Origin of the sequence: Enterococcus sp. AZ009, from assembly GCF_050548785.1 — a bacterium.
Lineage (GTDB): Bacteria > Bacillota > Bacilli > Lactobacillales > Enterococcaceae > Enterococcus_D > Enterococcus_D entomosocium.
On record NZ_CP172960.1, the window covers coordinates 3351291 to 3365862 of the forward strand.

Below are 14572 nucleotides of genomic sequence, written 5' to 3' on the forward strand. Positions count from 1 at the left end.
ACTGTGAAATTTTTAAAAGAGCAACTGACGTTAACTTCTAACGGGAATCGAGTGTCTTACCACAACATCACAGAAGAAGTGAAAACGATGGTTGAAAAAAGCGGAATTTCAAATGGAATCTGTCTCGTACAGTCTCCCCATACGACCTGTTCTGTTATCTTTGAAGAATACATGCATGATACAGACTTTAACGGAGATGAATTTCTTCAAGTTGATTTAAACCGAATTCTCGATAAAATTATTCCTCGTGAACTATCAGAAAATACCGATTATCGTTATCCTGGACCAAAGCATTTAGAATTTTTGATGAGTCTGGACGATCCAAACTACCCAACAGATCCAGCAACGATTTTAAACGGCGATGCCCATATTCGCTCGAGTTTTTTCGGTGCAAGCGAAAGTTTTATTTTAAGTAACGGCAAGCTAGAGATCGGCTCTGTAGGCTATATCTATTTTGTTGATTTCGATCAAAATCGTGTGCGAAATAGGACATGCCATGTAATGCTAATGGGCGAATAAGAACAGTTATCGGGTAAATCAGGAAAAATTGAGATTACTTATCACCTGCAAAAGAAAAACCATGAATCCTCTAAAAGAGGATTCATGGTTTTTCATTTCTTATGCCAGCTGCAGGATTCGAACCTGTGACCTACGCGTTACGAGTGCGTTGCTCTACCAACTGAGCTAAGCTGGCGTTGTATGGCACAAAGAAAATTATATGCAAAAACGGTTGTTTTGTAAAGAGGTCTGCTGAAAAAAATCTACTTACTGAAATTTTCCGAAAATTGTGATATAATAGAAGTATCAAGGAGGTTTTTACATGGCAACATTTGGTAAATTCGAAACAACAATTGTCCCGTCACAAGAAGGTTCAACGTTTGAGGTCGCTACTCCTGTCATGTTCACGTTCCATGGGAAGAAACAAACTGGTACCATCACAAAGCAGTTGAAAAACTCTGCGGTGGTCGAGCTGAACGAAACCCCAGAAAACCAGAAATTAGTTTCGCAAAGTAATGGTGTATTGATCATCAATTACAAACAATTAACCAAACTATAACCCGTTTAATGCAAGGAGAAAATCAGTTGATTTTCTCCTTTTTTCATTGTCTGATTTTATGAAAAGCTAAAAAAAGCCATGGATAACCGATCGAACCGTTTTGGCAGTCGATCTTCTTCCATGGCATCATTGACGAGGCAAAACTTGAAGCAGTTGCCTTTGTCTTATTTGTATTGATTTATTTTGTACCGAATAGACGGTCACCGGCATCGCCCAAACCAGGAACGATATAGCCGTGTTCATTTAGGCGTTCATCAAGATTTGCAGTGTAGATATCAACATCTGGATGGGCATCTTGCAATGCTTTCACGCCTTCTGGTGCAGCAACTAAGCAGACGAATTTCATGTTTGAAGCGCCGCGTTTTTTCAGTGCGTCGATCGCCATGATCGCTGAACCGCCCGTAGCTAACATTGGGTCAACGATAAATAATTGACGTTCATCGATATCTTCAGGTAATTTTACGAAGTATTCGTGTGGTTCTAGCGTTTCTTCATCACGGTACATCCCGATATGACCAACTTTTGCGGCTGGGATCAATTCAAGGATACCATCAACCATGCCTAGACCTGCGCGCAGGATCGGAATGATCGCTACCTTTTTACCAGATAGTGTTTTTTGTGTTGATTCTTCAATTGGTGTTTCAATCACTAGATCTTCAAGCGGCATGTCGCGAGACACTTCATACGCCATCAACATTGCGATTTCATTAACAACTTCACGGAAAACCTTTGTTCCACAGTTCTTGTCGCGGATCATTGTTAATTTGTGTTGGATCAGCGGGTGATCGATTACTTGAAATTTACCCATTTAAAAAAATCTCCTTTGGTTTTTCTCTTATTTTAAAGCAAATCGGCTCTTGTTACAACCATCTGCCACAGGCAATACTGCTTTTCCTCAAAAAAAGGATTGTGTTAGAAGGAAGGAGACAAGACGGCATGTAACACGCCTCTACGTTCATTCTAGCCCCTTTTTCACTTTTGGTGATCAAAGGAGCTGGAGCGTAGGAAAAACGCGTGAGACGTCTTGTCTGACCTTAACTTCTGTCACAGTCCCAATTTATTTGTTTTTGTAAAGTGGATAGTTGTCCGTCAATTCTTTGACTTGCGTCGCTACTTCTGCCAAGACGGCTTCATCATTTGGTTTTTCTAAAACTTTGACGATCAATTTCGCCACTTCGACACAATCTTCTTCTTTAAAGCCACGACTAGTGATCGCTGGTGTCCCCACGCGAATCCCACTCGTTTTGAAAGGACTTAATGATTCGAAAGGAATAGAGTTTTTATTGACGGTGATATTGACTTGATCCAGCAATGCTTCTGCTTCTTTTCCGTTCAAATCAAAGCCACGCACATCGATCAATAATAGGTGATTGTCTGTTGCACCAGAGACCAACCGGGCTTGTGGTGCTTGGTTGAAGACTTTCGCCATTGCTTGCGCATTGCGAATGACTTGTTCAGAGTACTCTTTGAACGACGCATCTTGTGCTTCTTTAAATGCAACAGCTTTCGCTGCAATCACGTGCTCTAATGGGCCGCCTTGAATACCAGGGAAAACGGCACTATTGATTTTTTTCGCTAAATCTTCATCATTTGTTAAAATCAAGCCGCCTCGAGGGCCGCGTAATGTTTTATGGGTCGTAGAAGTCGTGATGTCCGCATAAGGAACTGGGTTTGGATGAAGACCAGCCGCTACTAAACCAGCGATATGCGCCATATCCACCATCAATTTTGCGCCAACTTCATCAGCGATTTCACGGAACTTCGCAAAATCGATCGTACGTGAGTAAGCACTGGCACCGGCAACGATCAGTTTCGGTTGATGCTTGCGCGCCAAAATACGAACGACATTGTAGTCAATGACTTCTGTTGCAGGATCAACACCATAACTAACAAAATTATAGGTCTTGCCGCTGAAATTCACTGGTGAGCCATGGGTCAAATGACCGCCTGCGGAAAGATCCATCCCTAATACTGTATCGCCTGTTTCGATCAACGCTAAATAAGCTGCTGTGTTGGCTTGAGAACCAGAATGCGGTTGAACATTGGCATATGCCGCACCGAAAATACTTTTCGCCCGTTCAATTGCTAAGTTTTCTACCACATCAACAAATTCACAGCCGCCATAGTAACGACGACCTGGATAACCTTCAGCGTATTTATTTGTCAAAATACTACCTTGCGCAGCCATTACACCTTCTGAAACGATATTTTCAGACGCAATCAATTCCAAATTGTTTTGTTGACGATTCGTTTCTTTTTCGATCGCTTGCCACAATTCGGGATCAAACGTTTGATAATCCATGCTTACAACACCCCTTTACCTTAATGGTAGCATTGTATCACATTTCTTCATAAGCTACCTATAATGAATTCTGGTTTTTTGCTAATTTTCTTGAAAGAAACTTTGATTTGCAGCTTTTTTCAACCGATTCATATAAGCAGCCCCTAAGCCGCTTTCTGGAAACGTGGGTGCGAATAAGACATCTAGCTCAGCAATCGATTCATCTAACGCCCGTAACCCCGCAAACAGCCCTTTTGTCGCAGCTTCCACACTGTCATCAAAAAATAAATAGATGGCTGCAGCTTCGAAGCGGACCTGCTCGGCGATCGTCGGTCCAGCTAAAACACCTACCTTAAGCTGCTGTTCTCTCGCCCAAGCCATGGCTGCCGACCAATCTTGGTCATTGACCATCATGACATTGGTATTCGGTGCATAGTGCTTGTATTTCATGCCTGGCGCTTTGGGTGCTTCACTTTCTGTTACTAAATGCTGATCGACGAGGACTTTTGTTTGTAAGACTGCTTCAAGCTGTTCTTTAGAGATTGCACCAGGGCGTAAGATGATCGGCGGTGCCGTTGGGTCACTCAAATCTAAGACCGTTGATTCGACACCGATCTGTGTCACCCCATCGTCCAAGATGCCAGCGATTTTGCCTGCCAGATCATGCTGAACATGCGCAGCTGATGTTGGGCTTGGTTTACCAGATGTATTTGCGCTAGGACCAACCAATGGCTGTTGGGCTTGTTTGATCAACGCTAACGTCTTGGTGTTGTTGGGCATCCGAAACGCCGCTGTGGATAAGCCGCCAGTAACGATGCTAGGTAAGCTGTCTTTTTTGATCGAAAAGATCAAGGTTAGGGGCCCAGGCCAGAAAGTTTCCATCAATTTATCAGCAAAAGGATGCTTGTTATCCACAAACGGTTCCAACTGCTCTGGCTCGGCAATATGAACGATCAAAGGGTTGTCACTAGGTCGTCCTTTGACTTGATACACTTGCGCAACAGCTTTTGGCAAAAGCGCGCTAGCCCCTAGTCCATAGACAGTTTCCGTCGGGAACGCCACTAATCCCCCCTCAGCTAAGATAGCTGCTGCTTCGTTTAACTGTGATTGATCAAAAATTTTTGTTTCCACAATTTATCCACATCCTTTTTTGAGAAGTTTCCACACTTATCAACATTTTCTCGTTTCTTATCCACATTTTGTGGATAAGTCGTTTGTCAAGTGTGGATAACCTTGTTTATAACTCCATTTATTCCCAAATTGTTCATTTCATAAGGTTTTTGCACTTTTTCTGTAGCAAAAAAAAATTATTTATCCACATCTTGTGGATGACTGACGAACACCATCCGATCTTGACCCGCAAGATCTTTTACTACGGTAACTTCTTTGTTGGAAAAAGCGGCTGCAAAAAGCTGTTGAACAGCTTGTCCTTGCTGGAAGCCGATTTCCAGCGCCATTTGCCCACTTGGTGCCAAACACTTCGGTGCTTGCTGTGCTAATTGCTTATAGATCGCCAATCCTTGTTCTTGAGCAAAAAGCGCCATTTTAGGCTCTTTTTCCCGTACACTGATATCCATCAGCGGCCACTCTTCAGCGCTGATATACGGCGGGTTGGAAACGATCAGATCCCATTGCTGATCTGCCACAGGCTCCAAGGTATCTCCTTGGAAAAAGCGGATCTCTGCACCTAAGGCTGTCGCATTTTCTTTAGCAACGGCTAACGCCTCTGCTGAAAGATCCACGGCACTTACCGACCACTGGGGACGTGCCAATTTTAAGGCAATGGCGATCGCTCCTGTACCCGTGCCAATGTCAACGACTCGTAGCGGCTGATCTGCTGGTAGTTTTGCCAGACAGTTTTCCACCAGCTCTTCGGTTTCTGGACGCGGGATCAAGGTTGCAGGGGTCACTTTTAAGCGATGACCATAAAATTCTTCATACCCCAATAAATATTGCGGGGGTTCATGCTGTAGCAACTGTTCAAGATCTGCTGCGATCTGTGCCTCATCTTCCCTTAGGATGGGTTGGTCCATCTGCAGCAGCCAATCGAGTTGCTGCCAGTTTTTTCGCTGTAAAAACAGGTATTGGATCGCATACCCGTCCAGTCCTTTCGTTTCTAAAAAAGAAGAAGCCCGTGAAAGGACTTCTCGATAGGTTTTAGCCATTTTGCATCTCATCTAATTTTGATGTTTGATCGTAAACGATCAGTGCATCAACAATTTCATCGAGTTTTCCAGCTAAAATTTGATCCAATTTTTGAATAGTCAACCCGATACGGTGATCTGTTACGCGGTTTTGCGGGAAGTTATAGGTCCGGATCCGTTCAGAACGATCGCCGGTACCCACTGCTGATTTACGGTTTGCATCGTATTCGCTTTGTGCTTCTTGCTGCATTTGGTCATAGACCCGTGCCCGCAAGACTTTCATCGCTTTCTCACGGTTTTTCAGCTGTGAACGCTCATCTTGCATCGCAACAGCGATCCCTGTTGGCAAGTGAGTCAAACGAACAGCAGAAGCTGTTTTGTTAACGTGCTGACCACCGGCACCAGAGGCATGGTAAATATCGGTACGAATATCTTTGTCTGCGATATCGATTTCGACTTCTTCTGCTTCAGGCATAACCACGACCGTTGCCGTAGACGTATGGATTCGGCCTTGTGATTCGGTAGACGGTACCCTTTGCACTCGGTGGGCGCCGCTCTCATATTTCAATTTTGAAAAGACGTTGTCGCCAGTGATCATCATGATGACTTCTTTGTAGCCGCCGATCCCAGTGACGTTGGCATCCATGACTTCGACTTTCCAGCCTTGGTTTTCCGCATATTTTTGATACATATTGAAAAGATCGCCAGCAAATAAGGCTGCTTCGTCGCCGCCTGCTGCACCACGGATCTCCATGATGATGTTTTTGTCATCATTCGGGTCTTTTGGCAACAACAAAATCTTGATGCGTTCTTCTAAAACGTCTTTTTCTTTTTTCAAGTCAGAGAGTTCTTCTTTGGCCATCTCAGCCATTTCTGCATCTAGGTTTTCCCCAAGCATTTCTTCAGTGTCCTTGATTCCTTCAACGACTTCTTTGTAACGGCGGTAGACTTCCACCGTTTCCCGTGTATTGGCTTCTTCTTTTGAAAGCTGCATGAAGCGTTTGGTGTCAGAGATCACGGCTGGATCACTTAGTAATTCGCCTAATTCTTCGTAACGGTCTTCGATTGCTTGTAACTGATCGTACATTGATTATTCTCCTTCTTTTTTCATTCCCGGGTGAAAGTAATGCTTGCGGCAAACTGGATAATACGCTTCATTGCCGCCGATTTGTACTTGATCGCCCTCGTAAACGGGTTTTCCGTCGATATAGTGCAAGTTCATGGTTGCTTTTTTATGACAGAACCAGCAGATGGTTTTCATCTCTTCGATTTTATCTGCGTAAAGCAGCAAGTATTTTGAGCCTTCAAATAATTCATTGCGGAAATCATTTTTCAAGCCAAAGGCCATTACAGGAATACCTAACTCATCCACGATTTTGGTGAAAGCCAGCACGTGATGCTTCTTTAGGAACTGTGCTTCGTCGATCAAAATACAATAAGGTTTATAACCGAGGTCTTTGATCAAATGAAATAGATCCGTTTCATCAAAAATCGGGATCGCGTCTCGCTCTAAGCCGATGCGACTCGAAACATTTCCCACGCCGCTTCTCGTGTCCAATCCACTTGTCATGATCACGACTGGTTTGTCTTGTTCTTCATAGTTGTGAGCAACTTTCAGTATCTCGATCGTTTTCCCACTATTCATTGCGCCATATTTAAAAAAAAGCTGTGCCATCTCGCCCATCCTTCCTCATACTCCTTTGGTATTATACTTGAAAAAGGAGAATTTTTACAGACTTAAATTCGACACACGCCGCCTTTTACGCAAGAGTTTTACGAAAAGTTAACGGATTTTTTGCTGCCGGTACTTCTTAATCATTTCTGGCTTTTCTGGCCACTTCTGCCAATACTTGACAAGCCAGTGGATATTCTGGATTTTCATTCCCATTGATATCCGTTGCAATGATCACAAAACCGAGCTGCTGGTAGAGCTTGATTGCTGCGTGGCTCCACGTTTGCGTATGAAGATACATCGGCTCGTTGGCTGCCTCTAAGACAGAAACGACTTGCGTGACCAAGCCGCGAGCGATCCCTTGACGTTGAGCTTGCGGCATTACTGCTACCCAATGGACTAGCGGAACCGGTGTACCGTCTTGCTTGGCTTTTTTCCAAGCGGTAGCCGTGCCGACCGGTGTACCTGTTTGATCAATGGCAAAAAACATTCGCTGTCCTAGCTGTGCTTGCTCGGGCATAAATTCTTTTTCAAAATACGCCAATGCCTCTTCCTCATTGTCAAACTCTCCGACGGATGTTTCGATCCGTGCCCAGTGCCTTTCGTCTCCTGCTTGGTAGCTGCGTAGCGAATAGTTATCGGATTGAATGGGCTGGATCGGTGTGCTTTTGTGTGCTCGCTTCATCCAGATTTCTGCATATGGAATTGATTTATCTAACATTGGTTGTGCCTCTCTTTCATTGGTTTCGTCCTTGTTCAACGGTTTCTTTGGGATTCAATCACGTAATTTCTTTACTAGAAAAATTTCTGTTAGCTGATTTTGCGTATGGGCGATTCTCCCGATTTCTTCATAGCCCACTCGCTGATAAAAATCTGGTGCTTGGAAATCAAAAGTCGCCGTCTGGCAATTTTCACAGCCAAATGCTTTCAACTGCTGTTCAAGATCCGTAAGAATCTGCTTGCCATACCCTTTTCCCCGCTCGGATGCTTTGACCCACAGGGTGTCAAGATAGCCGATATGATACATCGAGGCGTAGGCAATGCCACCAGCAATCACCACACCCTCTTTTTTGATTACACTGCTAAAGTTCTGATAGGTCTCTGTTTGTGTAAATGGTTTTTGATGCTTTGTGTATGCTGTTAATGCTGTTTCTAACGCAGCCAATTCTTGGTCTGTTCCTTGTTCAATGATTCGCGCCATATTCAATCACTCCTTCTTGTTTCTTGATAATCTGCGATGATCTGATCGACCGTTTCTGCTATCGTTAGGCCTTCTTTGATCAGTCTTTCCTCTGAAGATCCTTTTGGGAAAAGCAAGTCTCGCTCAAGCCACCATTTACGCATCGCTTCCTCGGATAAATAGTCTCGCTGCATTCGGGTCTGATGTCTTTTGACCGTTTCCTCGAAAGAAAGATCAAAATAATAAACTAGCTTTTTTTGGGGAAAGAGTTTCATTAGAAAGTCGAGAAAGTCTTGGTATTTTTCACGAGAATAAATCCCCTCAACAAGTATCATCGGCACTTTCCCCTTCGCATATAGGACAGCTTCTTTCATCAAACCGCTGGCTAAATTATTAGGGGTATCTTTGACACAAAAAATTTCTCGCCGAAAAACATCTTGTGAAATCAGCACTGCCTCTTCCCCAAAAACGTGCTGAACAGCTTTGGCAATAGTGGTTTTTCCGCTGCCAGAATTCCCCCGTAGTAAAATTAACATGCTTTCCATGGGCGGTTCCTTTCTTCGTTAGTAAGTTATCTAAGCATATCTCTTGTTTTTCTCTACTAGAAGCATACCATAGAAGCAAAGGAGGAATACCTATGAAAGATACGGCAATTTTTGCTGGTGGTTGTTTTTGGTGCATGGTGAAGCCTTTTGATTCACAGCCAGGCATCCTCAAAGTGGTTTCGGGCTTTACTGGCGGCCATGTCCCTAACCCAACCTACCAACAAGTAACGACAGGTACCACCGGTCACACCGAAGCAGTTGAAATCACCTTTGATCCTGAAGTCATCTCTTATGAAGAATTAGTTGCCATCTATTGGCAGCAGACAGACCCCACGGATGCGTTTGGTCAGTTTGCCGACCGTGGTGATTCCTATCGTCCAGTGATTTTTTACAATAGTGAAGAACAAAAAGCGATTGCGGAAAAATCAAAGGCGCAGTTGCAAGCTAGCGGCCGCTTTGACCGTCCGATCGTAACGAAGATCGAACCAGCAGAACCTTTTTATCCTGCAGAAGATTATCATCAAGATTTTTACAAAAAAAATGCAGCCCATTACAATGCTTATAGCGAAGGCTCCGGTCGAGCCGGCTTTATTCGCCAAAACTGGGCTTAACATTTTGGAGAACGTTCCTTACAATTCATCACTAACAGCCGATCTGCCTCGTCAGCAGATCGGCTGTTTTCTGTTTTTTCCCAAAAAGGAAATTGACAGTCAGGGCATTTTCGCGCTACACTGATTAGAAAATTCTGACGATTATAAAGGAGTGTTTGTTTGATGTTAGCTAATGAAGTCCGTCCAGGTCCAAACCGTTATATTACGGGCGATGGGGTCTTAACTGATTTGCCGGAGTATTTACGAGAGTTCCAAGAGGTAGCAGTAATTACTGGGGAGCAGTCATTCGATGTGTTTTCGAACTATTACCCTCATTCATTTGACTACCCGATCTACCGCTACGATGGATCATCGAGTTATGAAAATGCGCAAACCTTAGCTGAAGCGATCCAGCAAGCAGATGCCGTGGTGGCAATCGGCGGCGGCAAGGTCGCTGATACAGCAAAAATCACCGCCCAAACCCTTGGCGCAGAGCTGATCGTGATCCCTACATTGGTTTCCAACTGTGCGCCCTTTACCCCGGTGATCGTCGCCTATTACCCCGATCATACGATTTGTAAAATCGACTATGCCAAAAAAGGTGCCTACATGACGATCGTCGACACCCGTTTTTTACTAGCCACACCTGTTGATTACTTTATCGCAGGGATCGCTGATACCTTAGCCAAATATTATGAAATGGAAGCCATCGTCCGCAACATGGCAGAAGACGACAAGACTGCCTTAGTACGGCTAGGTTTCCAAAGCGCTCTTTTGATCAAAAACTTGCTGATTGCCGATGCGATCCAAGCTGTCAAAGACCTAGAAGCTGGGCAGCTGACACCCGCCTTTGCCCGCATCACCGACGCGATCATTGCTTTGGCAGGCGAAGTTGGCGGTTTTGCAGTAGAGTTTGGCCGCACGTCCGGTGCGCATGCGCTGCATGACGGCTTGTCTTATTTGAATGAGACCCATAGTGTCTTGCACGGCAATAAAGTCGCCTACTGCATTTGGGTCCAGCTTGCCTATACCAATGATTTTGATGTGATTGAAGAATTACGGCCGTTTTACGAAGCTTTGCACTTGCCGATGAAGCTGAAGGATCTCCACGTGACACGCCTTGATCGGGATTACTTCGCCTCGGTTCTGACCTATGCTGTCAAGGAAGAAGAAACCTTTATTTTGATTGATCCTGCGATCACACCCGAAAAAGTCTATCAGGCGATCGAAGCAGTAGAGGCGCTGTAAACCGTACAAATTGCTAAACAACTTTATATCAATAAAAAACTGTTTCCCTAATGCATTTCGGAAACAGTTTTTTTATTTGATCAAACTGACACGCAGTAGCAATCCTGGCTGCGCATGTTCTTAGCGGGCAACAGCAACTGACGCATTGCCCATCACTGCACGGCTTCACCCAGCAACCCGTTTTCTAAGCAGTATTGATAAATACCTTCCTCGGCTACGTGACCAATCACTTCGTCAGCGATCGCTTTTAACTCATCCGAAGCATTGGCCATTGCTAGACCCCAACCAACTGCCTCCAGCATCTCAATGTCATTGTTGCCATCCCCAAAGGCAATGGCTTCGGATTTATCCAAGCCATAGTAAGCCAGCATTTTGGCAATGCCGCTTCCTTTCCCGCTGCTGGCTGGAATAATATCGACTGCCCGATCCCACCAGGCGGTGATTTTCGCCTCTGTAGTATTTGCCATCACTTTGGCGTAGTCTTCTTTCCCTGAACCTAACATCACTTGGAAAATGTCTTGCTGTTGGATCAACTCTTCAAAATCTTCTGCCACGATCACTTCTTGATGAGCAAAGGAAAAATACTCAACTAAATCAGCATCTTTGCCATTGGCAACGGTACGATCCTTCGTTGCGATTGCTACTGGACGCTTGAGCGCCGTCGCATTTTCTATGATTTGCTGAACATCTTTTTTAGGAATAGGGTTTTGGTGGATCCCCTCGGCTTGATTAAAACAATACGATCCGTTAAAGGTCAAAAACGCATCGAAGGTCACGCCTTCAAATTGCGGCAACGCGATGGGACTTCTGCCAGTCGCAATGCACAACAGGATCCCTTGCTTCTTCAAGGTTTTTAATGTGGCTAACATTCTTTCAGAGATTTGCTTTTTGTTCATGTCGATCAGTGTGCCATCAACATCAAAAAAAATAATTTTCACGTTCTTCATGATCTTCCCCATTTCCGTCTCGATTTTCAAAAAATTGATGCGCTTTTCTCTCTATTGTTCCGTGCGGATCGTCGCTGTTATCTTTTATTTCTTTTATCTTCTCATAAATTGCCAGCGTTTTCTTCTGAAATCGTGAAAATTGATCGGAATACTTACCTATTTTTAAGAATCTTAAAGAACGCCTAGACTATCGGGAACAGCTGATCCAATGTGACTAATACTCCATCCTCATCATTTGAGGGACAGACAGCGGTGGCAACGGCTTTGACGTTTTCTGGCGCATTGTCCATCGCATAGCCTCTCTGGCAATAGGCTAACATTTCCAAATCATTGCCGCCATCGCCAAAAGCGACACATTGCTCAGGAGTGATCCCCCATCGCTCTACCAAGCGTGCCAATCCTGATGCTTTGTGGCAGTTAGGCACGATCAGATCCACGGAACCATGCCCACTGCCTGTTGGCACTAGCAAACCAGCTAGTTCTTTTTGAAATAGTTCCGAATAATAGGCCGTTTTTTCGACAGGAACGGTTGGGGCAAATTTCAGGATCGTGTCCTCTACTTGGGCAAAGTCATCGACCCATTGCAATTTGTGGTAATACTTATTTGTTAATTCAAAAAAAGCATCACTGACCGTTCCCCGTTCACAATAAGCACTATTGAGCCCACACATTACATTTTTAACTTCGGAGTATTTTTTACATAAATCTAAGGTTGCGAAAACCGTTTCTCGGGGAATGTCCGCTGCAAAAAGCACTGTTTCTTTGTCTTTGACAAGTGCTCCGTTTTCTGCAACAAAACTCAGCTCGTGATCATAGCCGGGAAATTGAGCCCGCAACTGGTAATACTGATTGCCGCTGGCAACGACAAACTGACAGCCGACTGCTTTCATGCGGGCCAACACGACCTTGAAGCGGGGAACATCATACGTATAATCCGTGCGCATAAAGGTTCCATCCATATCGACAGCTACTAACTTGATATCATAAGGGTTGGCATTCATCTACTTCTCTCCATTCTGGCTTTCTTTATTAAAGAAAGCGTTTTTCTCACATTATTATTTTAACATGTATATACAACTTCCGCATCCTTTTTCTTGCTAAAAAATCGATTGAAGGGATAGTGCCTCTCAAAAAAGAGACTACTGCTTTACACCATTCAATCGTGCCTACCTTTTCAAAAATCCTTACAATGATTGAAGATCATTCAAAGGCAGACCATCGCTGCCAAACACAAGGATTGATTGGCGGCTCCTTTGCCCGAATGAAAAGAATCACTCCAGAAACGTTTCCTTGCGCAATTTCTGCCCCACATAAATTCTATCCTGCTTTCTTTCAAATCTACTTGGTTCTTTGGTATACTGGGGATAGTTTAATTAGTGAGGGGTTTTTGTTATGAACTTTACCCGCTTTGCTCGCTTGACGCAGCGCAGGAGCAAGACGTTTATTTCCCAGAATGTATCTTCAATCCAAGTGATTGTTTTTTATTATATCGTGATGACGGTGGTCTCTTTGGGGCTTTTTTCACTTCCCTTCTTTCGGGAACCGGGCTCTCATGTCGCGTTTATCGATCTGTTCTTTATGGCGGTCAGCACGGTCAGTGTCACAGGGTTGACTACCTTCCCGATCAATGACGTATTTAACGACCGCGGGGTCATTTTATTGGAAGTCCTCTTTCAAGTTGGTGGTTTAGGGATCATGATGATCTCGACCTTTTTTGCGATCGTTTCACGGCGCAAAATCAGTTTAAAGCAACGCCAATTGATCATGACAGATATGAACCAGCCAAAGCTTAGCGGGATCGTTCGGATGATTCGAACGACGTTTACCATCATTTTAGTTTGTCAGTTGGTAGCAGGTACGATCTTCGCTGTTTATTTTCATCTTTACGGGTATTATGACAATTGGCGTGACGCGATCTTTTATGGGTTTTATCAAGCGATCTCTGCTGTGACCAACTCAGGGTTTGATGTGACGGGCAATTCCATCTTGCCGTTTTCCCATGATTATTTCTTCCTGACGTGTATCATGATTTTGATTTTTATCGGGGGGATCGGATTTCCAGTGATCATGGACTTTCGGGAATGGGTCCTTTTTAAAATGAAAAAACAACGCCGCCGCTTGCCGTTTCGCTTTTCTTTATTCACAAAAATTGCTGTTTTGGCTTTCGTGATCCTCTTTGTCGGCGGTACATTAGCGATCTTTTTCCTTGAGAAAGATTATTTATTCAAAGATTACAGCTTTAGTGGTATGTGGATGAACAGCATGTTTTATTCCATGACAACGCGGAATGCTGGCCTGCAGATCCATGACTTAGGCAACTTCCAAACCACGACGTTGATCGTTTTCTCCTTGCTGATGTTTATTGGTTGTAGTCCCAGCTCTGTTGGTGGGGGGATTCGGACGACGACCATTGCCATCATTGGGCTGTACCTCTATGCCTTCTTGAAAAGTGAGGACAATATCAATATCTTCGGTCGCCGCATCGATCAAGATGACGTCCGTAAATCAGTGGTGGTCTTCATGCTTTCGATGGGCATGTGCTTCTTTTGTGTCTTATTCTTGACCGCCATCGAGGATATCCCTTTGATCGCCATCATTGTTGAAGTTTCCTCGGCCTTTGGAACCACAGGGCTTTCTTTAGGAATCACGGGCGATTTATCAACCATCGGCAAACTCGTGATTGCTCTTTTGATGTTTATCGGCCGTGTCGGTATGCTGTACACCTTGATGTTATTCGTACCAAAAGAAACACGTGACTTAGGCTACGAGTACCCAACGGAAAAAATCATTATCGGTTAAAGCAGCAGCAAACCTGGCAGAAGGTTTGCTGTTTTGCTTTTCAAGCCTTTGATCATCGCAAGTAAAAGAGCCATTTATCAGAATGGTCTTTGTAGAAATTTAAAGAATC

The 14572-nt window shown here is 44.1% G+C and carries 16 protein-coding genes and 1 tRNA gene; 5 read left to right on the forward strand and 12 right to left on the reverse strand.

The annotated features are described in order from the left end of the window. The first annotated feature begins 3 nt into the window (after positions 1-3). On the forward strand, positions 4-519 hold the full coding sequence (locus tag IGJ74_RS15795; RefSeq protein ID WP_005227898.1) for a YjbQ family protein: 516 nt from the start codon (positions 4-6) through the stop codon (positions 517-519). A 102-nt stretch (positions 520-621) separates the two neighbouring features. On the opposite strand, the gene IGJ74_RS15800 is transcribed toward IGJ74_RS15795, so the two are convergent. After that, a tRNA-Thr gene (locus IGJ74_RS15800) sits at positions 622-694 on the reverse strand. Positions 695-820: 126 nt separating this feature from the next. Here IGJ74_RS15800 and IGJ74_RS15805 point away from each other — a divergent pair. Next, positions 821-1057 (forward strand): hypothetical protein, encoded by a 237-nt coding sequence (locus IGJ74_RS15805; protein ID WP_005227896.1) that lies wholly within the window; start codon positions 821-823, stop codon positions 1055-1057. A 178-nt stretch (positions 1058-1235) separates the two neighbouring features. Here IGJ74_RS15805 and upp read toward each other — a convergent pair whose 3' ends face one another. The 9 genes from upp to IGJ74_RS15850 all read right to left on the reverse strand — a co-directional run bounded on the left by upp (position 1236) and on the right by IGJ74_RS15850 (position 8879). Further along, a complete protein-coding gene (gene upp / locus IGJ74_RS15810) occupies positions 1236-1865 on the reverse strand; it encodes a uracil phosphoribosyltransferase (protein WP_005227894.1) in 630 nt (209 codons plus the stop codon). Positions 1866-2114: 249 nt separating this feature from the next. Continuing rightward, complete coding sequence (gene glyA, locus IGJ74_RS15815) at positions 2115-3359, reverse strand: serine hydroxymethyltransferase (RefSeq protein WP_005233585.1); 1245 nt, start codon at positions 3357-3359, stop codon at positions 2115-2117. A gap of 81 nt (positions 3360-3440) precedes the next feature. Continuing rightward, entirely contained in the window at positions 3441-4469 is a 1029-nt protein-coding gene (locus IGJ74_RS15820; protein ID WP_086298302.1) for an L-threonylcarbamoyladenylate synthase, read from the reverse strand. 176 nt (positions 4470-4645) lie between these two features. Continuing rightward, on the reverse strand, positions 4646-5503 hold the full coding sequence (prmC, locus tag IGJ74_RS15825) for a peptide chain release factor N(5)-glutamine methyltransferase (protein WP_016621930.1): 858 nt from the start codon (positions 5501-5503) through the stop codon (positions 4646-4648). Then, entirely contained in the window at positions 5496-6569 is a 1074-nt protein-coding gene (gene prfA / locus IGJ74_RS15830) for a peptide chain release factor 1 (RefSeq protein WP_005227884.1), read from the reverse strand. The genes prmC and prfA overlap by 8 nt, the downstream gene beginning before the upstream one ends. Before the next feature lie 3 nt (positions 6570-6572). Next, the gene (locus IGJ74_RS15835) at positions 6573-7157 is read right to left on the reverse strand and encodes a thymidine kinase (RefSeq protein WP_005227882.1); all 585 of its coding nucleotides are present in this window, start codon (positions 7155-7157) and stop codon (positions 6573-6575) included. A 136-nt stretch (positions 7158-7293) separates the two neighbouring features. Further along, the gene (locus IGJ74_RS15840; protein ID WP_042890675.1) at positions 7294-7875 is read right to left on the reverse strand and encodes a GNAT family N-acetyltransferase; all 582 of its coding nucleotides are present in this window, start codon (positions 7873-7875) and stop codon (positions 7294-7296) included. Positions 7876-7929: 54 nt separating this feature from the next. Further along, positions 7930-8355 carry a GNAT family N-acetyltransferase gene (locus IGJ74_RS15845; RefSeq protein ID WP_005233566.1) on the reverse strand — a complete coding sequence of 142 codons (426 nt, stop codon included), beginning with the start codon at positions 8353-8355 and terminating at the stop codon, positions 7930-7932. 2 nt (positions 8356-8357) lie between these two features. After that, on the reverse strand, positions 8358-8879 hold the full coding sequence (locus tag IGJ74_RS15850) for an AAA family ATPase (RefSeq protein ID WP_005233565.1): 522 nt from the start codon (positions 8877-8879) through the stop codon (positions 8358-8360). Between the two features lie 92 nt (positions 8880-8971). Here IGJ74_RS15850 and msrA point away from each other — a divergent pair, with 92 nt between their 5' ends. Then, positions 8972-9490 carry a peptide-methionine (S)-S-oxide reductase MsrA gene (msrA, locus tag IGJ74_RS15855; RefSeq protein ID WP_016609916.1) on the forward strand — a complete coding sequence of 173 codons (519 nt, stop codon included), beginning with the start codon at positions 8972-8974 and terminating at the stop codon, positions 9488-9490. A 162-nt stretch (positions 9491-9652) separates the two neighbouring features. Next, a complete protein-coding gene (locus tag IGJ74_RS15860; protein ID WP_005233563.1) occupies positions 9653-10717 on the forward strand; it encodes an iron-containing alcohol dehydrogenase family protein in 1065 nt (354 codons plus the stop codon). A gap of 152 nt (positions 10718-10869) precedes the next feature. Here the strand turns inward: IGJ74_RS15860 and IGJ74_RS15865 are convergent, their stop codons facing one another. Next, positions 10870-11664, reverse strand: a complete 795-nt coding sequence (locus IGJ74_RS15865; protein ID WP_369596796.1) for an HAD family hydrolase — start codon at positions 11662-11664, stop codon at positions 10870-10872. Between the two features lie 182 nt (positions 11665-11846). Beyond that, complete coding sequence (locus tag IGJ74_RS15870; RefSeq protein ID WP_016621934.1) at positions 11847-12665, reverse strand: Cof-type HAD-IIB family hydrolase; 819 nt, start codon at positions 12663-12665, stop codon at positions 11847-11849. Positions 12666-13056: 391 nt separating this feature from the next. Between IGJ74_RS15870 and IGJ74_RS15875 the strand changes: the two genes are divergently transcribed. Continuing rightward, complete coding sequence (locus IGJ74_RS15875; RefSeq protein ID WP_008379338.1) at positions 13057-14463, forward strand: TrkH family potassium uptake protein; 1407 nt, start codon at positions 13057-13059, stop codon at positions 14461-14463. Positions 14464-14572: the final 109 nt, after the last annotated feature.